Annotated in this window: 30 protein-coding genes; 14 read left to right on the forward strand and 16 right to left on the reverse strand. The window is 65.2% G+C overall.

Translation table 11 applies throughout. The features are described 5' to 3' along the window. The first annotated feature begins 99 nt into the window (after positions 1–99). Positions 100–318 carry a hypothetical protein gene (locus ACFPO9_RS08150; protein ID WP_379769304.1) on the forward strand — a complete coding sequence of 73 codons (219 nt, stop codon included), beginning with the start codon at positions 100–102 and terminating at the stop codon, positions 316–318. Between the two features lie 327 nt (positions 319–645). Here ACFPO9_RS08150 and ACFPO9_RS08155 read toward each other — a convergent pair whose 3' ends face one another. From ACFPO9_RS08155 to flhD, 15 genes are all read right to left on the reverse strand, one after another. Continuing rightward, entirely contained in the window at positions 646–1854 is a 1209-nt protein-coding gene (locus ACFPO9_RS08155; protein WP_379769306.1) for an EAL and HDOD domain-containing protein, read from the reverse strand. 65 nt (positions 1855–1919) lie between these two features. Then, positions 1920–2564, reverse strand: coding sequence for a protein phosphatase CheZ (gene cheZ, locus ACFPO9_RS08160; protein ID WP_379769309.1), 645 nt, complete (start codon positions 2562–2564; stop codon positions 1920–1922). 1 nt (position 2565) lies between these two features. Continuing rightward, positions 2566–2955 (reverse strand): chemotaxis response regulator CheY, encoded by a 390-nt coding sequence (cheY, locus tag ACFPO9_RS08165; protein WP_230021946.1) that lies wholly within the window; start codon positions 2953–2955, stop codon positions 2566–2568. A gap of 124 nt (positions 2956–3079) precedes the next feature. Then, positions 3080–4162 carry a protein-glutamate methylesterase/protein-glutamine glutaminase gene (locus ACFPO9_RS08170; protein ID WP_379769311.1) on the reverse strand — a complete coding sequence of 361 codons (1083 nt, stop codon included), beginning with the start codon at positions 4160–4162 and terminating at the stop codon, positions 3080–3082. A 14-nt stretch (positions 4163–4176) separates the two neighbouring features. After that, positions 4177–4776: a chemoreceptor glutamine deamidase CheD gene (cheD, locus tag ACFPO9_RS08175; protein WP_230021959.1), complete on the reverse strand. Its 600-nt coding sequence runs from the start codon at positions 4774–4776 to the stop codon at positions 4177–4179. Between the two features lie 12 nt (positions 4777–4788). Further along, the gene (locus tag ACFPO9_RS08180) at positions 4789–5637 is read right to left on the reverse strand and encodes a CheR family methyltransferase (protein ID WP_379769314.1); all 849 of its coding nucleotides are present in this window, start codon (positions 5635–5637) and stop codon (positions 4789–4791) included. A gap of 54 nt (positions 5638–5691) precedes the next feature. Continuing rightward, positions 5692–6189 (reverse strand): chemotaxis protein CheW, encoded by a 498-nt coding sequence (locus ACFPO9_RS08185; RefSeq protein ID WP_379769317.1) that lies wholly within the window; start codon positions 6187–6189, stop codon positions 5692–5694. A gap of 28 nt (positions 6190–6217) precedes the next feature. After that, positions 6218–8383 (reverse strand): chemotaxis protein CheA, encoded by a 2166-nt coding sequence (gene cheA, locus ACFPO9_RS08190; RefSeq protein ID WP_379769320.1) that lies wholly within the window; start codon positions 8381–8383, stop codon positions 6218–6220. Positions 8384–8414: 31 nt separating this feature from the next. Continuing rightward, entirely contained in the window at positions 8415–8780 is a 366-nt protein-coding gene (locus tag ACFPO9_RS08195; RefSeq protein ID WP_230021993.1) for a response regulator, read from the reverse strand. A gap of 88 nt (positions 8781–8868) precedes the next feature. Then, the gene (locus ACFPO9_RS08200; protein ID WP_230022006.1) at positions 8869–9417 is read right to left on the reverse strand and encodes a chemotaxis protein; all 549 of its coding nucleotides are present in this window, start codon (positions 9415–9417) and stop codon (positions 8869–8871) included. Positions 9418–9431: 14 nt separating this feature from the next. Then, positions 9432–10418 carry a flagellar motor protein MotB gene (gene motB / locus ACFPO9_RS08205; protein WP_379769323.1) on the reverse strand — a complete coding sequence of 329 codons (987 nt, stop codon included), beginning with the start codon at positions 10416–10418 and terminating at the stop codon, positions 9432–9434. Next, the gene (gene motA, locus ACFPO9_RS08210; RefSeq protein WP_379769326.1) at positions 10418–11278 is read right to left on the reverse strand and encodes a flagellar motor stator protein MotA; all 861 of its coding nucleotides are present in this window, start codon (positions 11276–11278) and stop codon (positions 10418–10420) included. The genes motB and motA overlap by 1 nt, the downstream gene beginning before the upstream one ends. Positions 11279–11388: 110 nt before the next feature. Next, positions 11389–12195: a class I SAM-dependent methyltransferase gene (locus tag ACFPO9_RS08215; RefSeq protein ID WP_379769328.1), complete on the reverse strand. Its 807-nt coding sequence runs from the start codon at positions 12193–12195 to the stop codon at positions 11389–11391. A 6-nt stretch (positions 12196–12201) separates the two neighbouring features. Next, the gene (gene flhC / locus ACFPO9_RS08220) at positions 12202–12750 is read right to left on the reverse strand and encodes a flagellar transcriptional regulator FlhC (RefSeq protein WP_379769330.1); all 549 of its coding nucleotides are present in this window, start codon (positions 12748–12750) and stop codon (positions 12202–12204) included. A gap of 110 nt (positions 12751–12860) precedes the next feature. Beyond that, complete coding sequence (gene flhD / locus ACFPO9_RS08225; protein WP_047826184.1) at positions 12861–13178, reverse strand: flagellar transcriptional regulator FlhD; 318 nt, start codon at positions 13176–13178, stop codon at positions 12861–12863. Between the two features lie 524 nt (positions 13179–13702). Between flhD and kynB the strand changes: the two genes are divergently transcribed. From kynB to ACFPO9_RS08250, 5 genes are read left to right on the forward strand one after another with little or no spacing between them, the layout of a single operon-like run. Then, complete coding sequence (kynB, locus tag ACFPO9_RS08230; protein ID WP_379769333.1) at positions 13703–14347, forward strand: arylformamidase; 645 nt, start codon at positions 13703–13705, stop codon at positions 14345–14347. Continuing rightward, positions 14344–15606 (forward strand): kynureninase, encoded by a 1263-nt coding sequence (gene kynU / locus ACFPO9_RS08235; protein WP_379769336.1) that lies wholly within the window; start codon positions 14344–14346, stop codon positions 15604–15606. The genes kynB and kynU overlap by 4 nt, the downstream gene beginning before the upstream one ends. A 10-nt stretch (positions 15607–15616) precedes the next feature. Beyond that, positions 15617–16456, forward strand: a complete 840-nt coding sequence (kynA, locus tag ACFPO9_RS08240) for a tryptophan 2,3-dioxygenase (protein WP_379769338.1) — start codon at positions 15617–15619, stop codon at positions 16454–16456. Further along, positions 16453–16998 carry an RBBP9/YdeN family alpha/beta hydrolase gene (locus ACFPO9_RS08245; RefSeq protein WP_379769340.1) on the forward strand — a complete coding sequence of 182 codons (546 nt, stop codon included), beginning with the start codon at positions 16453–16455 and terminating at the stop codon, positions 16996–16998. The genes kynA and ACFPO9_RS08245 overlap by 4 nt, the downstream gene beginning before the upstream one ends. Continuing rightward, positions 16944–18074 (forward strand): acyltransferase family protein, encoded by a 1131-nt coding sequence (locus tag ACFPO9_RS08250; protein ID WP_379769342.1) that lies wholly within the window; start codon positions 16944–16946, stop codon positions 18072–18074. The genes ACFPO9_RS08245 and ACFPO9_RS08250 overlap by 55 nt, the downstream gene beginning before the upstream one ends. 50 nt (positions 18075–18124) lie before the next feature. Here the strand turns inward: ACFPO9_RS08250 and htpG are convergent, their stop codons facing one another. After that, on the reverse strand, positions 18125–20044 hold the full coding sequence (gene htpG / locus ACFPO9_RS08255) for a molecular chaperone HtpG (protein ID WP_379769344.1): 1920 nt from the start codon (positions 20042–20044) through the stop codon (positions 18125–18127). A 232-nt stretch (positions 20045–20276) separates the two neighbouring features. On the opposite strand from htpG, the gene ACFPO9_RS08260 reads away from it, so the two are divergent. The 8 genes from ACFPO9_RS08260 to ACFPO9_RS08295 all read left to right on the forward strand — a co-directional run bounded on the left by ACFPO9_RS08260 (position 20277) and on the right by ACFPO9_RS08295 (position 26701). Continuing rightward, positions 20277–20771, forward strand: coding sequence for a VOC family protein (locus tag ACFPO9_RS08260; protein WP_379769346.1), 495 nt, complete (start codon positions 20277–20279; stop codon positions 20769–20771). Then, a complete protein-coding gene (locus ACFPO9_RS08265; RefSeq protein ID WP_379769348.1) occupies positions 20768–21193 on the forward strand; it encodes a YciI family protein in 426 nt (141 codons plus the stop codon). Before ACFPO9_RS08260 ends, ACFPO9_RS08265 begins: the two co-directional genes overlap by 4 nt. Positions 21194–21204: 11 nt before the next feature. Next, positions 21205–22050 carry a YciI family protein gene (locus tag ACFPO9_RS08270; protein WP_379769350.1) on the forward strand — a complete coding sequence of 282 codons (846 nt, stop codon included), beginning with the start codon at positions 21205–21207 and terminating at the stop codon, positions 22048–22050. After that, positions 22047–23354 (forward strand): RNA polymerase sigma factor, encoded by a 1308-nt coding sequence (locus ACFPO9_RS08275; protein ID WP_379769353.1) that lies wholly within the window; start codon positions 22047–22049, stop codon positions 23352–23354. The genes ACFPO9_RS08270 and ACFPO9_RS08275 overlap by 4 nt, the downstream gene beginning before the upstream one ends. Positions 23355–23377: 23 nt before the next feature. Further along, positions 23378–24064, forward strand: a complete 687-nt coding sequence (locus ACFPO9_RS08280; protein WP_379769355.1) for a response regulator transcription factor — start codon at positions 23378–23380, stop codon at positions 24062–24064. Beyond that, on the forward strand, positions 24054–25358 hold the full coding sequence (locus ACFPO9_RS08285; RefSeq protein WP_379769358.1) for a sensor histidine kinase: 1305 nt from the start codon (positions 24054–24056) through the stop codon (positions 25356–25358). The genes ACFPO9_RS08280 and ACFPO9_RS08285 overlap by 11 nt, the downstream gene beginning before the upstream one ends. Before the next feature lie 102 nt (positions 25359–25460). Next, a complete protein-coding gene (locus tag ACFPO9_RS08290; protein ID WP_379769360.1) occupies positions 25461–26501 on the forward strand; it encodes a bifunctional UDP-4-keto-pentose/UDP-xylose synthase in 1041 nt (346 codons plus the stop codon). Further along, on the forward strand, positions 26498–26701 hold the full coding sequence (locus ACFPO9_RS08295) for a hypothetical protein (RefSeq protein ID WP_379769362.1): 204 nt from the start codon (positions 26498–26500) through the stop codon (positions 26699–26701). The genes ACFPO9_RS08290 and ACFPO9_RS08295 overlap by 4 nt, the downstream gene beginning before the upstream one ends. The last annotated feature ends 24 nt before the right edge of the window (positions 26702–26725 follow it).

The following is a 26725-nucleotide window of genomic DNA, read 5'->3' on the forward strand; positions in this document are numbered from 1 at the left end:
TATTGCTTCTAGGTAGAATGCCTCAGAACCTGCAGCAACACCATCCTTGCATGGCGGTCGCTGAGCTTTTCTCTTCTCTCATCTGCATTCGGCAAATTCATGGACTGGATCCCTGTAGTCTTCGTTACCTTCAAGGCTCTCGTGCTCGGCACGGGCATGTTCTTCGCCGTCAAATGGCATTACGATCAGGAGATGAAGAAGGGGAAGGACAAGCGCACGGTGCTGCGCACGGCCGGCAAGCTGGCCGCGGTCTTCGTGCTGGCGCTGCTGGGCGTGGGGCTACTGGCCTATGCCCTTGTCCGGCTGCTCGGTATGTAAGCGTGGAGGTCGTGACTTGACCTTCCCCGCGACGTGCAGCATTTCGTCGATCAACGCGAAGGCTGCGACCACATGCGTGGCGAGATTCCCGCCCCGCCGAGAAGCGGCGCATACAGGAGCTCAACCGAGAGATACGCAAGCGAAAATACGCGGCCAACCCGGCCGTCATGCAAACCCTGAACGAAGACGAGCCGGATATCGAAGCGGCTGACTCTCAAACGCCGAAAAACAGGCGCGCAGCAGAAAAGCAAGCGAGCCAGTCCCAAAACAAAAAGCCAGTCAATTCAGAGCTGACCGGCTTTTTCCCCTGCACCCCCAACAGGATCATCAGGTGGTCACATTCTGCGCCCAGGCCAGCGCACTCAAATGCGCCTTGTTCACGTCGAGCGGGCTGATATCCAGCGACGCCGCCATCGACGCCACCAGCTGCGAATTCAGCTCGCAGGCCTCGGCCAGCGCCAGGTAAGGCCCGTAGACCCCGTCCCGCGTCAACAGCGCGCGCACCACCTCGTCCGGCAGCTGGATGGTGTCCAGCACTTCCTTCATCGGCAGGCCCAGCAGGCGGTCCAGCAGCGAGAACATGCCGGCCACGAACAGGTACTCGCCTTCGCCGCGCGGCAGGAATTTCTGGCCCAGCAGTTCGCACAGGCGGGCGCGCACGACCGCGGTTTCCATCAGCACCGGCGAGTAGCCGCTCGAGCTGGCGGTGGCCAGCAGCAGCACCAGCCAGCGGTACAGCGGCGCGTAGCCGAGCATGGCGATCGCCTGGCGCAGCGACTCGATCTGGCGGCCGGCGCCGAAGCCGGCGGAATTGATGAAGCGCAGGAGCTTGTAGATCAGCGCCGGGTCGCGCTTGAGCACGGCCTCGATCTTGGGCACGTCCTCGTTGTTCTGCACCATCTGCATCAGTTGCAGGATGATTGCCTGGGCCGGGTTCATGCCCTTGGTATTGCCGCCGTCGCGCGGGGTCAGGTGCAGCTTGCCGACGAAGGCGTCCAGGCCGAGCGCGGCGCAGGCGTCGAAGTCGGGCCAGGTGGCTACTGGCCGGCCCACCATGCGCAGGGTCGAGGCCTTGGCCGCGGCATAGGTGCGGGCCTGGGTAGCGACGTCGGCGCCGCTGAAGCGCACTTCGGCGTAGGAGGCGACCGGAGACAAGTTCTTGCCCAGCAGGTCCAGGTTGGCGCCGCGCAGCGAGATGCCGACGCCGCCGGCGCGCAGGGCCTGCACGGCGGCGCGGGTGTCGTTGTTCGCCAGTTCGCGGGTGCTCATCGACAGCACGGTGCGCTCCGGCGGCAGCGCGTGCAGGGCGTCGGTCGAGAGCATGGCCGGCACGGCGTCGATGAACAGCAGCTTGTCGCGCAGCAGCCAGTTCTGGTCTGCATCGACCAGGTGCTCGGCGACGAAGCCGACCAGCGATTCGAGGTCGGCGGGACCCACTTCCCTGCCGTTCTGCTGTTGCCAGCAGAGCTCATAACCAATCACACGCTGCTTGGGATCGAGCAGAGGTTCACGGACGATGAAGTTGGTCTGATGCATTTTATGAACGCCGGGTGAAACTGGGGAGCGATGCGCCGTCCGCTGGCGCATCGTACAACGGTGAATCAGAAGCCGAGGCTGTCCAGCAGGTCGTCGACCTGGCCCTGGTCGGCCACCACTTCGGTATTGCCTTCGGGGTTGATCTGCGGGCCGTTCAGAAGGCTGTTGTCGAACTCGCGCTTGACCTCGGCCGGCGCGAAGTCGACCAGCATCTGCACCAGTTGCTTTTCCAGGTTCTGGGCGATGCCGGTGATGCGCTTGATCACCTGGCCGGTCAGGTCCTGGAAGTCCTGGGCCATCATGATGTCCATCAGGTGGCCCTTGGTGGCCCCGACCGCGGCGCGCGATTCGGCCAGCGATGCGATGGTGCGTTCGGCCAGCGCGCGCCATTCGGCGGGCAACTGAGCGCTGCCCTCGCCGCTGTCCAGCAGCGACTGCCAGGAAGCCGACAGTTCCACGGCCGAAGCGTCGATCCCGTCCTGCAGCGGCGACGCGGCATCGGTCGCGTCCAGCACGCGCTTGGCGGCATCTTCCGACAGGCGCGCCACGTAGTCGAGGCGGTCGCGCGCATCAGGGATGTCGCTGGCCGCTTTTTCGATCAGCTTGTCCAGGCCCAGTCCGCGCAGGCTCTCGTGGAGCGCGCGGGTCATGTGTCCGATCCGGCTCAGGACCTCGTCGTTCGAGCCCGAGTCGGCCGTGTGCTCAGTCATTTTACTTCCCCATCTTTTCGAAAATCTTGTTCAGCTTTTCGTCGAGGGTGGCGGCGGTGAAGGGCTTCACCACATAGCCATTGGCGCCCGCTTGCGCGGCCGCGATGATGTTTTCCTTCTTTGCTTCGGCGGTCACCATCAGCACCGGCAGGCCGGCCAGCGCGGGATCGGCACGGATGTTCTGCAGCATGGTCAGGCCGTCCATGTTCGGCATGTTCCAGTCCGATACCACGAAGTCGAACTGCTCGCTGCGCAGCTTGGCCAGTGCCATCACGCCGTCTTCCGCTTCGTCAACGTTGGCGTAACCCAGTTCCTTCAACAGATTCCGCACGATGCGACGCATCGTCGAGAAATCGTCAACAACTAAAAAACGCATCTTTGGATCAGCCATGAATTACTCCGTGTTACTTTATCTGTATGTGTTGGTTGGACTTCGACACTGCGAAAGCAGGCCTAAGCATAGCATTTTTGTTGCTCTGCGGCGATAAAACCGAGGCTAAAGCCGCTTTGGCGGATCAAACGCGCAACGCGCGGCCGCCGTGTGTTGCAAGATGGCCAAGGACCATGCCCGGCAAGGCCGTCAGCGCACCCACTTCATGGGTGGCGCCGACCGCAATCGCCTCGCGCGGCATGCCGAACACGACGCAGGAAGCCTCGTCCTGGGCGAAATTGTAGGCCCCCGCCCCCTTCATTTCCAGCATACCCTGCGCGCCGTCTTTCCCCATGCCCGTCAGGATCACCCCGACCGCATTCTTGCCGGCCGCCTGCGCCGCCGAACGGAACAGCACGTCCACCGAGGGACGGTGGCGGTTGACCGGGTCGGTCTGCTCGATACGGGTCATGTAGTTGGCGCCGGAGCGGGCCAGCAGCAGGTGCGAATGGCCGGGCGCGATGTAGGCGTGGCCCGGCAGCACGCGCTCGTTGCCCTGGGCCTCGCTCACGCTGATCTTGCACAGCGAATCGAGGCGCTTGGCGAAGGAACTCGTGAACCCTTCCGGCATGTGCTGGGCGATCAGGATGCCCGGGCAGTCGGACGGCATCTGCATCAGGAATTCGCGGATCGCCTCGGTGCCGCCGGTGGAGGCGCCGATGATGATCAGCTTTTCCGAAGAGGTCAGCGGGCTGCGCAGCTGCGGCAGCTGGGCGCTGGGCGCCGGCGCGTGCAGGCTGCGCGGTTTCAGGCGCGCGCGGGCGGCGCCGCGGATCTTGTCGGCGATGAGTTCCGTGTACTCGCGCATCCCGGTCTGGATCGAGATCTTCGGCTTGGTCACGAAGTCGACGGCGCCGAGTTCCAGCGCGCGCATGGTGATCTCGGAGCCGCGCTCGGTCAGCGAGGACACCATCAGCACCGGCATCGGGCGCAGGCGCATCAGCTTTTCCAGGAAGTCGAGGCCGTCCATCTTCGGCATCTCGACGTCGAGCGTGAGCACGTCGGGATTGGTGCGCTTGATCAGGTCGCGCGCAACCAGCGGATCGGGTGCGACGCCGACCACTTCCATGTCCGGCTGCGAATTGACGATCTCGGTCATCACGCTGCGGATCAGGGCGGAATCGTCGACGATCACGACCTTGATCTTGTTGTTCGTAGTTGCCAACATGGCGGGCCCTTTCGTCAGAACAGGTCGATGTCGCCGCCGACCGGGGCGACCTTGAGGCGGCTGGCGTAATCGAGCTCGCGCTTCGCCAGCGTGTCGTTATGGGTTTGCATCAGCTTCTTGACCAGCACCTTGCCGGTGCGCGGGAAGAAGTACACCTTGCGCGGATAGATGTCGTTCAGGTCTTCGGCCAGCACCGGAATGCGCTCGGTCTTCAGGAACTGCATCACGAAGGCGGCGTTGCGCTCGCCCACGTTCATGGCCGAGAAGCCGCGCAGCACGGCGCCGCCGCCGAACACCTTGGCTTCCAGGTGCTCGCGGCGCGCGCCGGCCTTCAGCAGATCGTTGATCAGCACTTCCATCGCATAGGTCCCGTAGCGCATCGAGGCCGAGACCGGATTGTTCGGGTCGCCGCCGTCCGGCAGCATGAAGTGGTTCATGCCGCCCAGGCCTTTCACGCGGTCGCGGATGCAGGCCGAGACGCAGGAGCCCAGCACCGTCACGATCAGCATGTCCTTAGGCGTGTAGTAGTACTCGCCCGGCAGTATCTTGGCGGCGTCGCAGTCGAAGGTGCGGTCGTAGTAGACGTTGGTGGCGAATTGGCTGTTCGTATCCATGGCGGTGCTTCTTTAAGCTAATTCGTACACGGTCTTGCCGCGCAGGCGCAGCGCGTCGGACACATACAGGAAATTCTCGGAATGGCCCGCGAACAGCAGGGCGTCCGGCTTCATCAGGGGCACGAAGCGCGACAGGATCTTGCGCTGGGTGGCCTTGTCGAAGTAGATCATCACGTTGCGGCAGAAGATCGTGTCGAACGGGCCTTTCAGGTCCCAGCCGTCGGCCAGCAGGTTGAGCTGGCGGAAGGTGACCAGGCTGCGCAGTTCCGGACGGATCCGCACCAGGCCCTCCTGGGCGCCCTTCCCCTTCAGGAAGAAGCGGCGCTTGCGCTCGGTCTCGAGCTTGTCCAGGCGTTCGATCGGATAGACGCCGGCGCTGGCGGTGGCCAGCACGTTGGTGTCGATGTCGGTCGCGATGATGGAGACCGGCGGGCTCAAGGTGTTGAAGGCCTCGCACAGGGTCATCGCGATCGAATAGGGTTCCTCGCCGGTCGAACTGGCGGAACACCAGATCGTCAGCGGCGTGCCCGGATGCTGGCGGCGTGCCTTGAGCGCATGCTCGGCCAGCAGCGGGAAGTGGTGGGCCTCCCGGAAGAACGAGGTCAGGTTGGTGGTCAGCGCATTCGTGAACGATTCCCACTCTGCCGGCATCTTGCCGGCTTCGAGGCTGTCCAGGTAGCGCACGAAGGACTCGATGCCGGTCGCGCGCAGGCGGCGCGCGAGGCGGCTGTAGACCATTTCCTGCTTGCTGTCGGCCAGCGAAATGCCGGCGCGCTGGTAGATCAGCCCGCGCACGCGTTCGAAGTCGCCGCGCGTGAACTCGAATTCCTTGCCGGTTTCCTGCTTGGTATGAAGCGGCACGTTATTACCCTTGGGTGTGAAAAATGAAGCCAGCCCTGCGCCGCGATTCCGGTTTTACGCTGCCATCTTGTCGATCAGGCCCATCTCGCTGGACGACATCAGGCGGTCGATGTCGATCAGGATCAGCATGCGCTCGTCGACGGTGCCGAGGCCCATCAGGTAGTCGGAATTGAAGGCGGTGCCCATTTCCGGCGCCGGCTTGACCTGGTCCGGCGTCAGGGTGGTGACGTCCGACACGCTGTCCACGACCATGCCCATGATGCGGCCGCCGATGTTCAGGATGATCACGACGGTGAACTGGTCGTAGGTCGGGGTGCCGAGCTTGAACTTGATGCGCATGTCGACCACCGGAATGATGATGCCACGGAGGTTGATCACGCCTTTGATGAATTCCGGGGCATTGGCGATGCGGGTCACGGCTTCGTAGCCGCGGATCTCCTGCACCTTCAGGATGTCGATGCCGTATTCCTCGGAGCCGAGGGTGAAGGCGAGGTATTCGCTGCCGCTGCCGTCGCGCGCGTCGGCGGGCTTGGTGGTCTGTTGAGTGGACATGCCGGTTCCCAGTTCAGATTTAATGAGTTTATAAAACGACGGTATCGTCCGTCAGCTGACGCGAGGAGCGCAGCAGCGCAGCCACGTCAAGGATCAGCGCCACGCCGCCATCGCCGAGGATGGTGGCGCCGGAGATCCCGGCCACCTTGCGGTAGTTCGATTCGAGGTTCTTCACCACCACCTGCTGCTGCCCCACCAGTTCGTCGACGAACAGCGCGGCCTTGCGCCCTTCCGCTTCCAGGATCACGAGGATGCCTTCGGACGGATCGACGATGCGCGGCTCGATGTTGAACATCTGGTACAGCGGGATCAGGGGCAGGTACTCGCCGCGCACCTTGACCACGCGGCCCTGGCCGGCGATCTCCTTGACGTCGGCCCTGGCCGGCTGCAGCGACTCGACCACGAAGCCGAGCGGCAGGATGTAGATCTCCTCGCCGGAGCGGATCGACATGCCGTCCAGGATCGCCAGCGTCAGCGGCAGCGAAATCAGGATGGTGGTGCCGAAGCCCTTGGCCGAACGGATGTCGATGGTGCCGCCCATCTGCGTGATGTTTCGCTTGACGACGTCCATGCCGACCCCGCGCCCGGAGACGTCGGTGACGATTTCCGCGGTCGAGAAGCCCGGCGCGAAGATCAGCTGCCAGACCTCGGCGTCGCTCATGCCGTCGGAGACCGGCAGGCCGTTCTGCTTCGCCTTGGCCAGGATGCGCTCGCGATTCAGGCCGCCGCCGTCGTCGGCGACTTCGATCACGATATTGCCGCCCTGGTGGGCCGCGGACAGGAACAGGCGCCCCGATTCCGACTTGCCCGAGGCGATGCGCGCGGCCGGCATCTCGATGCCGTGGTCGATCGAATTGCGCACCAGGTGGGTCAGCGGATCGACGATACGTTCGATCAGGCCCTTGTCCAGTTCCGTCGCCGCGCCGTTGGTGATGAAGTCGACCTTCTTGCCCAGCTTACCGGCCAGGTCGCGCACCATGCGCGGGAAGCGCGAGAACACGAAGTCCATCGGCATCATGCGGATCGACATCACCGCTTCCTGCAGGTCGCGGGTATTGCGGGTCAGCTGCGACACCGACGCCAGCAGGCGCTGGTGGACCATCGGATCGAGGCCGTCGCTGCGCTGCTCGATCATGGCCTGGGTGATCACCAGTTCGCCGACCAGGTTGATCAGCTGGTCGACCTTCTCGATCGAGACGCGGATCGAGCTCGACTCCGAGCCCGCATGCCCGGCGTCCGCGGCCTTCCTGGCGGCCTTCTTCTCGGCCGCGACCTCGGTCACTTCGAGCGCTTCCGGACGGCTCTCCACCACCACCGGTTTCGCCGTTTCGGCCACGATGCCGGCTTCGCGGCGGATCTGTTCGATCGGCTGGAAGAAACCGTAGCCGCGCTCGTCGTCGGACTGTTCGGCTTGCGCCCCCTCGGCCGGCTCGTTCGGATCGAAGAAGCCGTAGCCCTGCTCGTCCTCGATGCGGGCGCGCTCGGCGGCTTCGATGGCGCGCTGCTCGGGCGTGAGCGGCGGCGCTTCGAAGATCTTCAGGTCGTTCGGGTCCAGCACGAACGAGCAGATCGCGATGATGTCGTCCAGGCCCTCGTGGGTCATGATGATCAAAGCGCTGCGGCCGCCGGCCAGCGGCGTCACCAACACGCGGCCCAGCAGGCCGAGTTCATCGACCAGTGCATTCACGTCGCGCTGCGGGATGTCCGGCAGCTCGATCTTGTAGCGGTGCGCGCCCTCCTGCACTTCCTGCTTCTGCTCGGCGTGCAGGAAGGACGGCACGGTCGGCTGGTGCGTGGCCACGATGACGCCTTCGGACAAATCGTGCAGCATCATGCGCACGTTGGCCACGGCTTCCTGGTCGACCGTCGCGCCGTTGCGGTGGCCGTCGAGCTGCATCTTGAGGATATCCTTGGCCGCCAGGAAGGCGTCCACGTGCTGCGCCGTCAGGGACATCTCGCCCTTGCGGATGCGGTCCAGCAGCGACTCCAGCACGTGGGTCACTTCGCTCATGTCGTTCAGGCCGAAGGTCGACGCCCCGCCCTTGATCGAATGGGCGGTGCGGAAGATCGCGTTCAGGTCTTCCGCGTCCGGCGCGGCGATATCGACGGCCAGCAGCAGACGCTCCTTCTCGGCGAGGAGTTCTTCCGCCTCGTCGAAAAAGACCTGGTAGAACTGGCTGATGTCGATGGTCATGATTGTCGCTTATCGCTTGTCGCTGATCGGCTCAGCCGATGACTTTCTTGACCACCTCGATCAGGCGCTGCGGATCGAAGGGCTTGACCAGCCAGCCATTCGCGCCGGCGGCACGGCCCTTCGATTTCATCTCGTCCGACGATTCGGTGGTGAGCATCAGGATCGGCACCTTGGCATAAGTCGGCAGGCCGCGCAGCGACTTGATCAGGGTGAGGCCATCCATCTTCGGCATGTTCTGGTCGGTCAGGACCAGGTCGACGGCCTGCTGCTTCGCCTTGTCGAGGCCATCCTGGCCATCGACCGCCTCGATCACCTGGTAGCCGGCGGCCTTCAGGCTGAACGCCACCATCTGGCGCAGGGAACTGGAATCGTCAACCGCAAGAATTGTTTTAGCCATGTTATGTGTGCTCCAGAGGGGTCAGAGCCCGGTTCTTCTTTTAAAAGGGGCTCTGACCCCGGTTTAATATAGTTAAAGTTCGATGTAATCAGAACAGTTCAACGTCGCCACTTTCCAAATGCCGCTGCTCCACCGATTTCCTCAGCATGCTGCGCAGCTCCAGCGACTGGATCGCCAGCGCCATGCTGACCTTGCCCAGGCGCTCGACGATTTCCTCGCTGTGGCTGTCCGGCGCGATGTCGGCGCCGTGTTCGCTGAGCGTGGTCAGGAATTCGCGCAGGCCGCTCACCCGGCGCAGCGTGCGGTCGAGCAGCTGGCTGGTCATGTCCTGGAACTGCATGCTGGTAATGGCCGTGTTCACGTGCAGGCCGATCTCGCCCGACATGCCGGTCAGCTTCTCGCTTTCCTCGGCCGACGGCGCCTCGCCCGCCAGCAGGCGGTTGATGCTCTGCTGGCGCGCATCCACCGCCTGGTGGATCGCCATGAAACTGGAGGTCAGCTTTTCGACGGCTTCCTCGAGCAGCAGCGTGGTCTGCACCAGGTCGGTCTCGACCTCGTTCAGGTGGCGCCGGCCGTGGTCGGATACGCCCGACAGCAGGCGCTTCACGTGCGACCCTAAAATCTTTTTTCTTGTCATTGAGTCCTCCAGAACTATCGCGCGCCCTGCGTCGCCGCTTCCTGCTCCGGCGCGGCCAACCCCGCACCCGTAGCCTGCGCCACGGCTTTGACGGCGCCATCGGCGTCGCCCGGAACGTCCAGCGAGTTGTCGCCGCTGCTGCCGCCGCGCAGCACCGCTTCCTCGGTGCGCTTGTTCATCACCAGGATGCTGATGCGGCGGTTGACCGGGTTGAACGGGTCCTTGGGAACCAGGTGGTTGGCGGCCGCCAGGCCCACCACGCGCAGGATCTTGTCGTCGGCCAGGCCGCCGCGCACCATTTCGCGGCGCGAGGCGTTGGCGCGGTCGGCCGACAGTTCCCAGTTGGTGTAGCCGCTCGCCGTCATGTAGGGCGTCGAGTCGGTATGGCCCGACAGGCTCAGTTTGTTCGGCACGTCGTTCAGCACCAGCGCCAGCACGTCGAGGATGTCGCGGGTATAGGGCTGCAGCTCGGCCTTGGCGCTCTCGAACATCGGGCGGTTCTTCTCGTCGACGATCTGGATGCGCAGGCCTTCGCTGGTGACGTCGAGCAGCAGCTGGTTCTTGTACTTCTTCAGCTGCGGATTGGCCTCGATGGTCGACTCGATCTTTTGCTTCAGCTTCGCCAGGCGCTCGGCTTCCTCGTGCTCGAGGGCTGCGCGCGCGGCTTTCAGGTCATAGGTCTTCTTGTCGGCCGGGGTGTCGCCCTTCTTGACCTGGCCGTTACGGCGCGTCAGGTCCTGGCCGCCGCCCTGCAGGATCGAGGCGCTGTCGCCGCTGCCCGAACCGCCCTGCATGGCCACCTTCAGCGGCGTCTTGAAATAGCTGGCGATGCCTTCCATGTCGCCCTTGGTGGTCGAGCCGAGCAGCCACATGAGCAGGAAGAAGGCCATCATCGCCGTCACGAAGTCGGCGTACGCGATCTTCCAGGCGCCGCCATGGTGTCCGTGGCCGCCCTTCTTGATCTTCTTGACGATAATCGGCCGCTGGCCTTCATCAGCCATTACTTGGTCTTCGCTTTCTTGATGTGGTCTTCGAGTTCGGCGAAGGTCGGGCGCTCGGTCGAGAACAGGACCTTGCGGCCGAATTCGACCGCCAGCGCCGGCGCATAGCCGTTCAGGCTGGCCAGCAGCGTGACTTTCACGGTCTGGAACATCTTGGTCGATTCCTCCAGTTTCTGCTCCAGCAGGCTGGCCAGCGGGCCGACGAAGCCGTACGCCAGCAGGATGCCGAGGAAGGTACCGACCAGCGCGTGCGCGATCAGCATGCCCAGCTCGGCCGGCGGCGCGCCGACCGATTCCATGGTGTGCACCACGCCCATCACCGCGGCCACGATGCCGAATGCCGGCAGGCCGTCGCCCAGCTTGGCGATGCACTGCGCCGGGACGTGGCCCTCATGATGGTGGGTCTCGATCTCGTTGTCCATCAGGTTTTCGATCTGGAAGGCATCCATGTTGCCGGAAACCATCAAACGAAGGTAATCGGTGATGAATTCGATAACGTGGTGGTCGGCCAGCACCATCGGGTACTTCGAGAACACCGGGCTCTGCTCCGGGGTTTCGATATCGCCTTCGATCGACATCAGGCCTTCCTTGCGGACCTTGGAGAGGACGTCGAACATCAGCGACATCAGCTCCATGTACATCTCGCGCGTGTACTTCGAACCCTTGAACAGGGTCGGCAGCGCACCGATGGTCGCCTTCACGGCCTTGGGGGTATTACCGACAAAGAAAGCGCCGATCGCGGCGCCGCCGATCATCAGCACTTCCAGCGGCTGCATGAGCGCGGCCACGTGACCGCCGTTCAGGACGAAGCCGCCGATCACGGACGCGATGACGACGATGTAACCGATAATGACAAACACGGGACTCCCGATCTGTGAGACCGGGGACGTGCCCGGTTGAAATATTTACGTAGGGAACTAGATTAGCTTGAGAATGGACTACGGGCAAGTAAAAGTGCCCGGAATGTGGCTCAAAAGTGCCAAATGTAGAGAATTTTCCGGCTATCGATCGTGACGACGCGCTCATCGGGCTCGCGCTCCGCGATGGCGAATTCGTAACTGAGAAGTACACTGCCGGGACGCATTTCGGCTGCGGCCTTGCGCCACAAGCCACCCATCGCGGCTGGCGACAGGTAGGCGAACACGGCGTCGTAATTGCCGAAATTGAGGTTTTCGTAGTCGCCGCGCAGGAACCGGGCGCGGCTTCCCGCCAGGCGCGCGCGCAGGCTGCTGGCCAGCCACGGCAAGGGCGCGAGCTCGATGCCGCTGAGCTCGCAGTCGGGACGGCGCCGCGCCAGGTCCAGCACCAGGCCGCCCAGGCCGCTGCCGATGTCGATGATGCGCAGCGGCCGGTCCTGCGGCAGCTGGCGCGCGACTTCTTCCCACACGCGGCGGCCGGACGGGTAATACGGGACCTGGGTTCGGAAGGTCGACCAGTATAAAAGCAGCAGGAACAGGAAGATGGCCAGGAAGGCGCCAGGGGGCAGCGCCAGTGCGTCGGCGCTTTCGCGCGCCAGGAACAGCACCGGCGGGAACAGGAACTGGATCGCACGCCACCAGCTGGCCAGGCCGGCGCGCCAGGACAGGCCCGCAGCCCAGGCGCCCTGCACCAGGGTCACGAGCAGCCAGGATTGCGTGCTCAGGGCGTGAAGCAGGCCGGCGCGCGCCAGCAGCCACACCGTGGCCAGCGTCAGGGGAAAGGCGAGGATTTGCAGCAGCAGCGCGCGGACGGCGGGCGCCCGCCGGATGCGGCGCGGGGCAGCGGCGCTGACGCTCATCAAGGATCAGTTGCCGGCGAGCGCGGCGGCGTCCTTGGCCTTGCGGGTCTTGCCGGCGCGCGAGGGCATGTGGCACAGGCCGCACTGGTAATCGTTGTTCAGGTCGAGCGAATTGACGACGTACTTGCCCTTGCATTTCGAACAAGGCGCCAGCACCAGCATGCCGCCCTGGAAGAAGCGGACCAGGGTCCAGGCGCGGGTCAGCGACAGCAGCGGCTCTTCGCCCGGCTCCGGCGGCATCTGCTCGAGGTAGAGCTTGTAAGCCTTCATGACGGCATGGATGCCCGTGGCGCCGGCGTGCTCGACCAGGAATTTGTAGATATTGATATACAGCGAGGAGTGGATGTTCGGCTGCCAGGTCAGGAACCAGTCGGTCGAGAACGGCAGCATGCCCTTCGGCGGCGACACGCCCTTCAGTTCCTTGTACAGCTTGAGCAGGCGCTCGCGCGACAGCGAGATTTCGCTTTCCAGCAACTGCAGGCGGGCGCCAAGCTGGATCAGTTCGATGGCCAGCTGGATTTCCTGGGCTTCAGAGACGACGCTTTTCTTGCTCATTTTTTACTCCACAGACCTGATGTCGAGACCGCTATCTCTGAATTAGGGATCAATGCCCTAAAAACAAGTTCCCAAAACCGGGGTCAGACCCCGATTTTTGGCAATTGATATTAGGCGATTTCTTCTGCAGGCTGGCCGGCCATCAGGATGGCGGCGTGCGACTGCGCCAGGGCGCGGTCTTTGCTGTGGCTGGTGAGCATCGATAGGATGGCGGTGTCGTCGAAGCGGAAGCGGGCCAGCATCATGTTGCCGCCGGCAAGCTTCAGGATCTGGGCATTGCTCATGCCTTCGATCAGGTCGGCGATGTCGGCCGAGATGCCGAGACGGAAGATTGCGGTGACCTTGTCGGCGCGAATCATCTGCTGAGCCAGCATCAGGTAGCTCAGGTTCGCATCACGAATTTCAGCCATCATGTCGTTCGCAGTCATTTCCATCTCTCCGTTGTGATCTGTTCGGCGGCGTTTGTGTGTTGCCGATGAGATAGATTCTGACTGTGAGGAAACTTTTGGACTATTGGAGAGTGTCTGTATTTTTCGTCCGGCAAAGACGAGGTCGATCCGTAGGAGTTTGTCTGACAAACCCTGCCGGATCGTGGTCGCGCCCCTATGAAACCGGGGGGATGGAGATGGTCGAACTGTGGGGCTTTTGGGGCCCGGCGACGCCGACAAGAATCTGCGTCTGTGTTGGTTAACGTCAACCGATTTGGGAACTTTAGGGTCGAATCGAAATATTTTTCGATTTTTTTGCTACCCCTGCGTGCCCTTCTGACTCGTTATCGGATGGCTTTTCGCAAACTTTAGGGTCATTCGCAAAAAAATTTCGACGCAGTCCTGGTCATCTGGATAGGTTATCGGACGGGATTTCGGGAACTTTAGGGTTTCCGCAAAATTTTTTTCGAGGATGCATTTCTTGCTACACTGCCGGCTTCGCGCCTTCATTCATCCATACCAGCATGCACGCTCCAACACTCTGGGATATCAGTCCGACGATCTCGGCCGCTATCCCGGTCTGGCCCGGCGACACCCCGTTCGAGGCCAGTCCGACCTGGGAGATCAAGGATGGCTGCCCGGTCCATGTCAGCCGCATGACCATGAGCACCCACCTCGGCGCCCACACCGACGCCCCTTCGCACTACGATCCGGCAGGTCTTGCCATCGACGCCGTCGGCCTGACGCCCTACCTCGGGCCATGTCGCGTGATCCACTGCGTCGGCGCCAGCCCGGTCCGCCCGGAGGACGTCGCAGCTCATATGGAAGGCACGCCCCCGCGGGTCCTGCTTCGTACTTACGCGAACGCGCCGCAAGGCGCATGGGACCCGGCCTTCCCCGCCATCGCCGCCGAGACCATCGCCCTGCTGGCTTCGAAGGGCGTGATCCTGATCGGCACCGACGCCGCCTCGCTCGATCCGCAGGATTCCAAGACCCTGGACGCCCACCACGCGGTGCGCCGCCACGGCCTGGCGATCCTGGAAGGCATCGTGCTGGACGAAGTCCCGCCCGGCGACTACGAACTGATCGCCCTGCCCCTGAAACTGGCCGGCATGGATGCCAGCCCGGTCCGCGCGATCCTGCGCGCCCTGCCGAAGGAATCAATATGAGTACCAAAGTCACCATCACCTCGCGCGCCGATTGCGCCGCCCTCGACGAACAAGACCCGCTGGGCGTGCTGCGCGGCCGCTTCGAACTTCCCGAAGGCGTGATCTACCTGGACGGGAACTCGCTCGGCGCCCGTCCGCGCGCCTCGCTGGCCCGCGCCCACGAAGTGGTGGCCATGGAATGGGGCCAGGACCTGATCAAGAGCTGGAACACGGCCGGCTGGTTCGCGCTGCCCAAGCGCCTCGGCGACCGCCTCGCCCCCATCGTCGGCGCCCGCCCCGGCGAAGTGGTCGTCACCGACACCACCTCCCTGAACCTGTTCAAGGCCCTGGCCGCGGCGCTGGAGATCCAGCGCCAGAAAGCGCCCGAGCGCAAGGTGATCGTCACCGAGCGCAGCAACTTCCCCACCGATATCTATATGGCGGACGGCCTGGCGCGCTGGCTCGACCGCGGCTATGCGATCCGCCTGGTCGACAGCGTCGAGGAACTGCCGTCCGCGGTGGACGCCGATTGCGCGGTCCTGATGCTGACCCACGTGAACTACCGCACCGGCTGGCAGCACGACATGGCCGCCCTGACCCGCCACGCCCACGAAGCCGGCGCGCTGGCGCTGTGGGACCTGGCCCACTCGGCCGGCGCCGTGCCGCTCGACCTGCACGGAGCGGACGCCGACTTCGCCGTCGGCTGCACCTATAAATACCTGAACGGCGGCCCCGGCGCCCCGGCCTTTATCTGGGTGCCGGAAAAGCACCAGGCGGCCTTCAGCCACCCGCTCACCGGCTGGTGGAGCCATGCGGCGCCGTTCGCCATGTCGCACGGCTTCACGGCCGCCGACGGCATCGGCCGCGCCCTGTGCGGCACCCAGCCGGTGGTGTCGCTGGCGATGGTCGAATGCGGGCTGGAGGTCTTCGAAGAGACCGACATGCAGGCGATCCGCACCAAGTCGCTGGCCCTGACCGACCTCTTCATCGCCCTGGTCGAAGCGCGCTGCAAGGCGCATCCGCTGGGCCTGGTCACGCCGCGCGAGCATGCGCAGCGCGGCAGCCAGGTCAGCTTCACCCATCCGCACGGCTATGCGGTGATGCAGGCCCTGATCGAACGCGGCGTGATCGGCGACTACCGCGAGCCCGAGATCATGCGCTTCGGCTTCACGCCGCTCTACACCAGCTTCGCCGACGTCTGGGATGCGGTCGAGATCCTGCGCGACATCCTCGACAGCGGCGGCTACGATGCGAATGCCGCACGCAGCGCGGTGACCTGAAGGAGCTGAGATGGACGACCAAAAGAAAGCGGCCGAGTGGCATGGCGCCAAGATGGATTTCAAGGAGTCCATGAGCTACGGCGACTACCTGGGCCTGAACCAGATCCTGACGGCCCAGCACCCGCTGTCGCCGAACCACAACGAGCTGCTGTTCATTATCCAGCACCAGACCAGCGAGCTGTGGATCAAGCTGATGCTGCACGAGCTGCAGGCGGTGCGCGAGCAGATCCGCAAGGACGAACTGCCGCCGGCCTTCAAGATGCTGGCCCGGGTGGCGCGCATCATGGACCAGCTGGTGCACGCCTGGGACGTGCTGGCGACCATGACCCCACCCGAGTACACGGCGATCCGCCCCTACCTCGGCGCCTCCAGCGGTTTCCAGTCCTTCCAGTACCGCGAGCTCGAATTCATCCTCGGGAACAAGAACGCCAACATGCTGGCCGTGCACCAGGTCACGCCCGAGCACCATGCCCTGCTCGAACGCGAGCTGCACGCGCCCTCCCTGTACGACGAGGCGGTGCGCCTGCTGGCGCGCTCCGGCCTGCCGGTATCGCAAGAGCGTCTCGACGCCGACCCGACCAAACCGACCGTCCACGACGATTCCGTGCTGGCCGCCTGGCTCGAGGTCTACCGCGACCCGGAGCACCACTGGGCGCTGTACGAGCTGGCCGAGAAGCTGGTCGACATGGAGACCGCCTTCCGCACCTGGCGCTTCCGCCACGTGTCGACGGTGGAGCGCATCATCGGCTTCAAGACCGGCACCGGCGGCACCGCGGGCGTCAGCTACCTGCGCAAGATGCTGGACGTGGTACTGTTCCCGGAACTGTTCGCGCTGAGGACTGCGTTATGAAATGCGACATCCTGATCGTGGCCGGCCTGTGGAACTCGGGACCGGAGCACTGGCAGACCCACTGGGAGGCTAAATACGCGAAGTGGGAAAGGGTGGCGCACCGCGACTGGCACGCGCCGGAGCGCGACGAATGGGTGGCCGAACTGGACGCGGCCATTGCCGCCTGCGACGGCCGGCCGATCCTGGTGGCGCACAGCCTGGGCTGCATGCTGGTGGCGCAGTGGGCGCAGGCCGGCTCGCACCTGAACGTGGCGGGCGCCTTCCTGGTGGCGCCGAGCGACGTCGACGCGCCCTCTTACCCGATCGATGCCGGCGGATTCCGGCCGGTGCCGATGACAACGCTGCCTTTCCCCTCGGTGGTGGTGGCCAGCACCGACGACCCGTATGCGGAGATCGGGCGCTCGCGCGCCTTCGCGCAGGCCTGGGGCAGCAAACTGGTCGAGATCGGCGACGCCGGCCATATCAACGCCGATACCGGCTACGGCCCATGGCCGGAGGGCGAACGGATGCTGGAGGCGTTCTGCTCGACACTGCAGCCCTGAGCACGGCCGCGACCGCCCCGGCGGCCGCCAGGGCCGGGCTGGACAAGCCCTTCTCGCTCTACCTGGACCTGGTCCGCATCGCGGCCGCCTGCGCGGTCGTGATGGCGCACTTCGGTTATTTCCGCATCTTCGACGACCGCCAGATCGCGCGCATCGCCGACCTCGGGCGCGAAGCCGTGATCGCCTTTTTCGTGCTGTCCGGCTTCGTGATCGCCTACAGCGCCGAGCAACGCAAGCCCACGCTGCGCGAGTACGTGTCGGCGCGCTGCGCACGCCTGTATTCGGTGGCGCTGCCGATGCTGCTGCTGGCCTTCGCGCTGGCGGCCCTGGCGGCCGGGGTCCTCGGCACGCAGGTGAGCGACGGCTACCAGCTGCGCAAGCCCTGGCTCTACATCCCCTTCCACCTGCTGTTCCTGGGCGAGCTGTGGGGCTTCGTCGAGACGCCGCCCTGGCTGCTGCCTTACTGGTCGCTGAACTACGAGGCCTGGTACTACGTGCTGTTCGGCGCCGTGTGCTACCTGAAGGGGCGCATGCGCCTTCTGGGCGCGGCGGTGTTCGCCTTGATGGGCCCCAAGCTGTGGCTCCTGCTGCCGCTGTGGGTGTCGGGCGTGTTCCTGTACCGCTGGCAGAAGACCCATCGCATCGGCCTGTGCGCGGCCCGCGCCGGCTGGAGCGCGACCCTGGTGCTGCTGGCGATCTGGGCCTGGTACGACCCGGAACCCGCGCTGCGCAAGGTCGCGCTGGCCGCCTGGCCCTTCAGTGGCATGCGCATGGGCAGCGCCGACCGCGTGCTGGCCGACTACCTCGTCGGCATGCTGGTGCTGGCCAACTTCGCCTGCGCGCGCCATGCGGGCTTTGGCCTGCTGCTGCGCGCCGCGCGGCCGATCCGGGTCCTGTCCGCGCATACCTTTATCCTCTACCTCTCACACAGCATCGTGATCTGCGCCTGCCAGGCCTTGATCACCTTCCGCCGCGGCGACCCGGCCGTGCTGCTGGGGCTCGCGCTGGCGATCATACTGGCTGCCGCGGTGCTGCAGCCGTTCACGGAAGTCCTGCAGCGCCGGCTGCGGCGATAAAAAACGGCCGGGCATCGCTGCACCGGCCGTTTCATTCGAAGCTGCAGCGATTACTTCGCCGTCGCCAGCAGCATCTCGTTCATCCGCCTCACGAAAGCCGCCGGGTCACTCAGGCTGCCGCCCTCGGCCAGCATGGCCTGGTCGAACAGGATGTTGGCCCAGTCGCCGAAGCGCGCCTGGTCCGCATCTTCGTACTTCAGGCGCGTCACCAGCGGGTGGTTCGGGTTGATCTCGAGGATCGGCTTGCTCTCAGGAGCGTCCTGGCCGGCCGCCTTCAGCATGCGCACCAGGTTGGCCGACAGCTCGTGCTCGTCCGCCACCAGGCAGGCCGGCGAATCGGTCAGGCGGAAGGTCACGCGCACGTCCTTGGCCTTGTCGGCCAGGGCGCCCTTCATCTTCTCGACCAGGTCCTTGTACTGGCCTTCGGTCTCTTCGTGCTCCTTCTTCTCGGCTTCGTCTTCGAGTTTACCGAGGTCGAGGCCGCCCTTGGCCACCGACACCAGTTCCTTGCCGTCGAAGTCGGTCAGGAAGGACAGCATCCACTCGTCGACGCGGTCGGTCAGCAGCAGCACCTCGACGCCCTTCTTGCGGAAGATCTCCAGGTGCGGGCTGTTCCTGGCCGCGGTATAGCTGTCGGCGGTGACGTAGTAGATCTTCTCCTGGCCTTCCTTCATGCGCGCCACGTAGTCGGCGAAGGAGACGGTCTGCTCGGCCGAATCGTTCTGGGTCGAGGCGAAACGCAGCAGCTTGGCGATGCGGTCCTTGTTGGTCGCGTCCTCGCCGATGCCTTCCTTCAGCACCTGGCCGAACTCCTTCCAGAAGGTGGCGTACTTGTCCTTGCCTTCCTGCTCGTCGCTGTTGGCCATCTCTTCCAGCATGCCCAGCACGCGCTTGGTCGAGCCTTCGCGGATCACGCGCACGTCGCGCGACTCCTGCAGGATCTCGCGCGAGACGTTCAGCGGCAGGTCGTTCGAGTCGATCACGCCCTTCACGAAGCGCAGGTAGACCGGCATCAGCTGCTCGGCGTCGTCCATGATGAAGACGCGTTTTACGTATAGCTTGATGCCGCCGCGCTTGTTGCGGTCCCACAGGTCGAAGGGAGCGTGGGCCGGCACGTACAGCAGCTGGGTGTATTCGCTGCGGCCTTCCACCCGGTTGTGGGTATGGGCCAGCGGCGCCTGGAAATCGTGCGAGACGTGCTTGTAGAACTCCTCGTACTGCTCGGGCGTGATGTCGGACTTCGAACGGGCCCACAGCGCGGAGGCCTGGTTGACGGTCTCGAGTTCGTCGCTGACGACGTTTTCCTTCTTCTCCTCGTCCCAGGCTTCCTTCTTCATCACGATCGGCAGCGAGATATGGTCGGAGTACTTGCGGATGATGGACTTCAGCTTCCACGACGACAGCAGCTCGTCCTCGCCTTCGCGCAGGTGCAAGGTGATGTCGGTGCCGCGGTTGATCTTTTCGATCTGCTCGATGGTGTAGTCGCCTTCGCCGGTCGACTCCCAGCGCACCGCATCCGAGGCTTCAGCGCCGGCGCGGCGGGTCTCGACGGTGACGCGGTCGGCGACGATGAAGGCCGAGTAGAAGCCCACGCCGAACTGGCCGATCAGGGCGGCGTCGGCCTGCTGGTCGCCGGACAGCTTGCTGAAGAATTCCTTGGTGCCCGACTTGGCGATGGTGCCCAGGTGCGAGATCACCTCGTCGCGGCTCATGCCGATGCCGTTGTCGGAAATGGTGATGGTCTTCGCATCCTTGTCGAACAGGACCTTGATCTTCAGTTCATGGTCGTTGCCGTACAGGGCGTCGTTGTTGATCGCCTCGAAGCGCATCTTGTCGGCGGCGTCGGAGGCGTTCGAGATCAGTTCGCGCAAGAAGATTTCCTTGTTCGAGTACAAGGAGTGAATCATCAGTTGCAGCAGCTGTTTTACTTCTGCTTGGAAGCCAAGGGTTTCTTTTTCGGCAACAGCCATTTCTAAGTCCTCGCGTAGGTTCAAGGGTTAAACAGACCGGGCGAATATAGGGCTGTCCACGGGGATTTCAAGAGGCTTTTTTGCAGAACGTCATCTTTTTCTCGACTTCGCACGACAGCCGTCATACCGTATCGAAAAATCGAAAATATTTACGTGCGCCGATGTCGAAACCGGGACGCGCCGTTCGTCGTCGTCATAGCAGCCCCCAAAACAACCGGATAAGGAGATCATCATGCAAGAACAGGTACGCGCCATCCCCGAAGGCTTCCACACCGTCACCCCGCACCTCGTGTGCGCCGGCGCCGCCGAGGCCATCGAGTTCTACAAGAAGGCTTTCGGCGCCGTCGAAGTCGGCCGCATGCCCATGCCAGGTGGCAAGCTCGGCCATGCCGAGATGCGCATCGGCGACTCGCGGATCATGCTGGCCGACGATTTCCCCGATTATGGCAGCAACGGTCCGCTGGCCCTGAAGGGCACGCCGGTGTTCATCCACCTCTACGTGCAGGATGCCGACGCCGTCTTCCAGCAGGCGGTCGATGCCGGCGCCAAGCCCGTCATGCCGCTGGCCGACATGTTCTGGGGCGACCGCTACGGCCAGGTTGAAGACCCCTTCGGGCACCGCTGGTCGATCGCCACCCACAAGCGCGACCTGAGCATGGAGCAGATGCAGGAGGGCATGCAGCAGATGATGCAGCAGCAACCGGACTGCGCGGGAGGCCAGCAATGAAATTCATGGTGATCGTCAAAGCCAACGCCGACACCGAAGCCGGCGTCATGCCCACCCAGCAGCAGCTGGCCGAGATGGGCCAGTTCAACGAGGAGCTGGTCAAGGCCGGCGTGCTGCTGGCCGGCGAAGGCCTGCACCCGAGCAGCCGCGGCGCGCGCATCGTTTTCGACGGCGACAGCCGCAGCGTGGTCGACGGCCCCTTCACCGAGTCCAAGGAGCTGATTGCCGGCTTCTGGATCATCGAGGTCAGCTCGAAGCAGGAAGCGGTCGAATGGATGCGGCGCTGCCCGAACCCGTATAACGGCGGGCGCGGCGACATCGAGATCCGCCAGATCTTCGCCGCGGAAGACTTCGGCGACGCGCTCACGCCCGAACTGCGCGAGCAGGAAGAACGCCGCCGCGCGCAGGCCGGCGCACTGTAAAGGAGACGGCGATGCAATTCATGGTCATGCGCAGGGCCGACGAGGCTACCGAGGCCGGCCGGCTGCCGGCGCCCGCCGTGTTCGAGGACATGGGGCGCTATCACGAGATGCTCGACGAAGCGGGCGGCGTCGGCCTGGCCCTGGGCCTGCGCCCGAGCAGCCGGGCGGTGCGCCTGAAACTGGGTCCAGGCGGGGAAAGCCTCACCGACGGCCCGTTCGCGGAAGCCAAGGAGCTGATCGCCGGCTTCACGGTCTTCGAAGCGGACTCGAAGGAGCATGCGCTCGCGCTGCTGAAGCAGTGGCCGGCCAGCGATGCCGATGCCACCGGCGAAGCGGTGCTGGAACTGCGCGAGACCGGCTGTCCGGGCGGCTGCGCCCAGGTCCCGCCGGCCGCCGCCGGCGAGGACGCGCGCTACCTGATCCTGCTGCGCTCCGACGAGGGCACGGAAGCCGACCGCATCCCGCCGCAAGCCATGCTGGATGCGCTGAACGCCTTCAACGCCGAGCAGGCCGCGCAAGGCAGGCTGCTGGCCGGCGACGGCCTCAAAGCCAGCAGCCGCGGCGCGCGCGTGAAGCTGGCCGGCGGCCAGGCCAGCGTGATCGACGGTCCCTTCGCGGAAGCCAAGGAGCTGATCGCCGGCTTCTGGATGATCCGCGCCGCCTCGATGGCGGACGCGGTGGCCTGGGCCCGCACCCTGCCCTATCCGACCGGCCCTCATGTCGAAGTCGAGATCCGCGAAGCGATGACGATGGACGACCTGCAGCCCGCCATCGACGCGGCCCAGCGCCGGCTCGACGCCAGCCTGCGCGCCGAGCAGCTGGATGCGGCCCTGCGCCGGGTGAACGTCGAGGCATGACGGCAGCCAGCCAGGCGAGCGACATCGGCCGGACCGTCGAAGCGGTCTGGCGGATGGAGTCCGCGCGCATCACCGGCGCCTTGAGCCGCATGCTGCGCGACGTCGGCATCGCCGAAGAGCTGGCGCAGGACGCCATGCTGCAGGCGCTGGAAAGCTGGCCGCGGGATGGCGTGCCGGAACGCCCCGGCGCCTGGCTGATGCAGGTGGCGAAGCACCGGGCGCTGGACCACCTGCGCCACGCCAGCATGCATGCCAACAAGGAGGGCGAGCTGTCCTGGGAGATGGACGAGCAGCTCCGGGACCAATCCGGCCAGCGCCGGCCCGACGAACTGGCCGAGCTGGCGCAGCTGGCCGAGGGTGACATCGACGACGATGTGCTGCGCCTGATGTTCGTGGCCTGCCACCCGGTGCTCTCGAGCGAGGCGCGCGCCGCGCTCACCCTGAAGCTGGTGGGCGGCCTGGCGACGCCCGAGATTGCGCGCGCCTTCCTGGTGCCGGAAGCCACGGTGGCCCAGCGCATCGTGCGCGCCAAGCGTACGCTGGCGGAGGCCAGGGTGCCCTTCGAGGTGCCGCGCGGCGAGGAACGCAAGCCGCGCCTGGCCTCGGTGCTGCAGGTGATCTACCTGATCTACAACGAAGGCTATTCCGCCAGCGCCGGCGCCGACTGGCTGCGGCCCGGCCTGTGCCGCGAAGCCCTGCGCCTGGGCCGGGTGCTGGCCGAGCTGGCCCCGGAAGAAGGCGAAGTGCACGGCCTGGTGGCGCTGATGGAAATCCAGTCCTCGCGCGAGCGCGCCCGCACCGGCCCGAACGGCGAACCGGTGCTGCTGCTGGACCAGGACCGCAGCCGCTGGGACCAGCTGCTGATCCGGCGCGGCCTTGCCGCCCTCGACCGCGCCGCCAGCCGCGGCAGCCTCGGCCCCTACGCCCTGCAGGCCGCGATCGCCGCCTGCCACGCCCGCGCCCTCCGCCCCGACGCAACCGACTGGGTGCGCATCGCCGCGCTCTACGATGCGCTGTCGCAGCTGCGGCCCTCGCCCATCGTCGAACTGAACCGCGCGGTGGCGCTGGGCATGGCCTACGGCCCGGCCGAAGGCCTGGCGCTGGCCGACCAATTGCTCGACCTGCCGGTGCTGCGCAACTACCACCTGCTGCCCAGCGTGCGCGGCGACCTGCTGGCCAGGCTGGGCCGCCATGCCGAGGCGCGGGCCGAATTCGAACGCGCCGCCGGCCTCACGCAGAACGAACGCGAACGCACCCTGCTGCTGGCGCGCGCGCATGAGCAGAAGGGCCTGACGCATGGCTGAGCCGACGCATTTATAATCCCGCCATGCGCATCCTTATCATTGAAGACGATCCGGCCATCGCGGCCAATCTCTACGATTACCTCGAGGCCGCCGGTTATGTGCCGGAACACACGGCCGACGGCGTCACCGGCCTGCACCGCGCGGTCAGCGCGCAGTGGAGCGCGATCCTGCTCGACGTCTCCCTGCCCGGCATGGACGGCTTCACGGTGTGCCGCAAGCTGCGCGAGGAAGCGCGCAAGGACACCCCGGTCCTGATGCTGACCGCGAAGGACACGCTGGACGACAAGCTGGCCGGCTTCGGCCACGGCGCCGACGATTACCTGGTCAAGCCGTTCTCCCTCAAAGAGGTCGGCGCGCGCCTGGCGGCCCTGATCAAGCGCCACCAGGGCCAGGTGGTGCCGGGCGCCCTGCGCGTCGGCGACATCAGCATGGATCCGCGCACCCTGGACGTGGAGCGCGCCGGCAAGGTCATACGCCTGCCGCGCAAATGCCTGCATCTGCTGCAGTTGCTGATGTCCGCGCCCGGCCAGGTGCTGCGCCGCGCCGAACTCGAAACCGCGGTCTGGGGCGAGCCGCTGCCGGACAGCGACACCCTGCGCTCGCACATGCACACCTTGCGCCGCGCCCTCACCCCCGATGGCGCCGCCAACCCGATCGAGACCGTGCACGGGATCGGCTACCGGATCAATGCAATAAGCGATGCGCCCTAGCCTGCGCCTGAAGGCGGCGCTGGCCCTGTTCGTGGCCGCCATCGTGCTGCTGGCCGCGCAGGCCGCCGGGGTGCGCTCGCTGGCCGAAGCCCAGGAAGAACGCCTGATCCGGGCCATCATCGAAGACGACATGCGCAACCTGCTGCAGGCCTGGCGCGAGGAGCCGGAGACCCTGCCGCCGATGGACCCCGCGATGGGCGCCCGCGTTTCGCAGGAAGGCGGGCAGTGGTTCGCGCTGCCGCCCTCGCTGGCCACGCTGCCCGTGGGCGTGCACGAAGTCGAGATCGATGGCCGCGAGGTGCATGTGGCGGTGGCGCGCTTCGGCGCCGACCGGATCTATCGCAGCTACGATTACAGCGCCTTCGAAAAGAAATTCCGGGACGGCATGGACACCATCCTGATCGTCACCGCCATCTTCGTGCTGCCCTCGATCTGGCTGGCCTACTGGCTGTCCGGGCTGCTGGTGCGCCAGGTCGGCGGCCTCGCGCGCCAGGTGCGGGCGCTGCGTTCCGGCGCGTCCCCATCCATCGATCCGGGGCACTACGACGAGCACGAGGTGGCCGAACTGGCCGTCGCGGTCAACGAATACCACGGCCGCATGGCTGCCATGGTCGAGCGCGAAAAGGAATTCACCGCCAACGTCAGCCACGAACTGCGGACCCCGCTCACCCGCATCCGCACCAGCTGCGAACTGCTGGAACAGAGCGCCGCCTCGCTCGATCCCAAGTCGCGCCGGCGCCTGCTGCAGATCGAGCAGGCGGCCGAGGACATGCACGCCCTGGTCGAGTGCCTGCTGGCGCTGGCGCGCGAAGAAACGGCGACGGTCGCCTCGCCGGCGCGCCTGGCCGAGATCGTCGAGCTCACCCTAGAACGCTATGCGGAGCAGCTGGAACGGCAGAAAGTGGCGGCGGTCGTGGCGGTGCCCGGCGACGTCCGCATCCTGGCGAACGCGCCGGCGCTGGGCATCGTCCTGTCCAACCTGGTCGACAACGCGCTGCGCCACACCGAGAACGGCGAGATCCGTTTCAGCTGGAAGGACGGCGCCCTGCAAATCGAAGACACCGGCACCGGCATCGCCGCGCAAGCCCTGCCGCATGTGTTCGAGCGCTTCTACCGGGCGCCGGGCGGGCGCGGGGATGGCTTCGGCATGGGCCTGGCGATCGTCAAGAAGATCTGCGACCGCTACGGCTGGCGCATCGCGGTCGACAGCGCCGAAGGACAAGGCACCCGCGTCCTGCTCGGCCTGAACGCCCCGCAGCCACCGGCACTTCACGAAAACTTCACAATTTCTTGACGCTGGCTTCACGGCCGATTGGCTACCATGACGGCCCCGGCGCGCCCGCCCTGAATGGCGCCCCGGACGACCGCACCACCGCGACAATCTGAAAGCTAGCACATGAAAAAAGTCCTCATCCTCGGCGTCAACGGCTTCATCGGCCACCACCTGTCCAAGCGCATCCTCGCGACCACCGACTGGGAAGTCTACGGCATGGACATGAATTCCGACCGTATCACGGAGCTTCTCGGCCATCCGCGCATGCATTTCTTCGAAGGCGACATCACCATCAACAAGGAGTGGGTCGAGTACCACGTCAAGAAGTGTGACGTGATCCTGCCGCTGGTGGCGATCGCCACGCCGTCGACCTACGTCCAGGCCCCGCTGCGCGTATTCGAACTGGACTTCGAGGCCAACCTGCCGATCGTGCGCTCGGCCGCCAAGTACGGCAAGCACCTGATCTTCCCGTCGACCTCGGAAGTGTATGGCATGAGCCAGGACGCCGAATTCGACCCGGAGAATTCGGAACTGGTCTACGGCCCGATCAACAAGCCGCGCTGGATCTACGCCTGCGCCAAGCAGCTGATGGACCGCGTGATCTGGGGCTACGGCATGGAAGGCCTGAACTTCACCCTGTTCCGCCCGTTTAACTGGATCGGCGCCGGCCTGGATTCGATCCACACGCCCAAGGAAGGCAGCTCACGCGTGCTGACCCAGTTCTTCGGCCACATCGTGCGCGGCGAGACCATTTCGCTGGTCGACGGCGGCGCCCAGAAGCGCGCCTTCACCTATGTCGACGACGGCGTCGACGCGCTCATGCGCATCATCGAAAACAAGGACGGCAAGGCGACCGGCCAGATCTACAACGTCGGCAACCCGGTCAACAATTACTCGATCCGCGAACTGGCGGCCATGATGCTGAAACTCGCCGCCGAGTATCCGGAATACGCCGCCGGGGCGCAGAAGGTGCAGATCGTCGAGACCAGCTCGGGCGCCTACTACGGCGCCGGCTACCAGGACGTGCAGAACCGCGTGCCGAAGATCGAGAACACCAGGGAAGACCTCGGCTGGGCCCCGACCACCGGCATGGCCGACGCGCTGCGCCACATCTTCGACGCCTACCGCGGCCAGGTGGCGCTCGCATGCGGGCTGGTCGAATGAACCATCCCAGGCATGCCGGCACGGACGGGATGGCCTACATCCGGCGCGATCCCGTCACGGCCCGCGTCATCTACAAGGCGCAAGTGATCCTGCGCCTGCTGGGTCCCGGCGCCGCGCGTGCTTTCATGAAGGGCATGCGGCTGGAGCCGGAACTCATCGAGCGCGTGCTGCGCGCGCCGCAGGGCAAACTGCGGCGTTAGCACAACAGTTCACTGGTCGGATTG

It is taken from the genome of Massilia aerilata, assembly GCF_042656905.1.
Lineage (GTDB): Bacteria > Pseudomonadota > Gammaproteobacteria > Burkholderiales > Burkholderiaceae_D > Telluria > Telluria aerilata.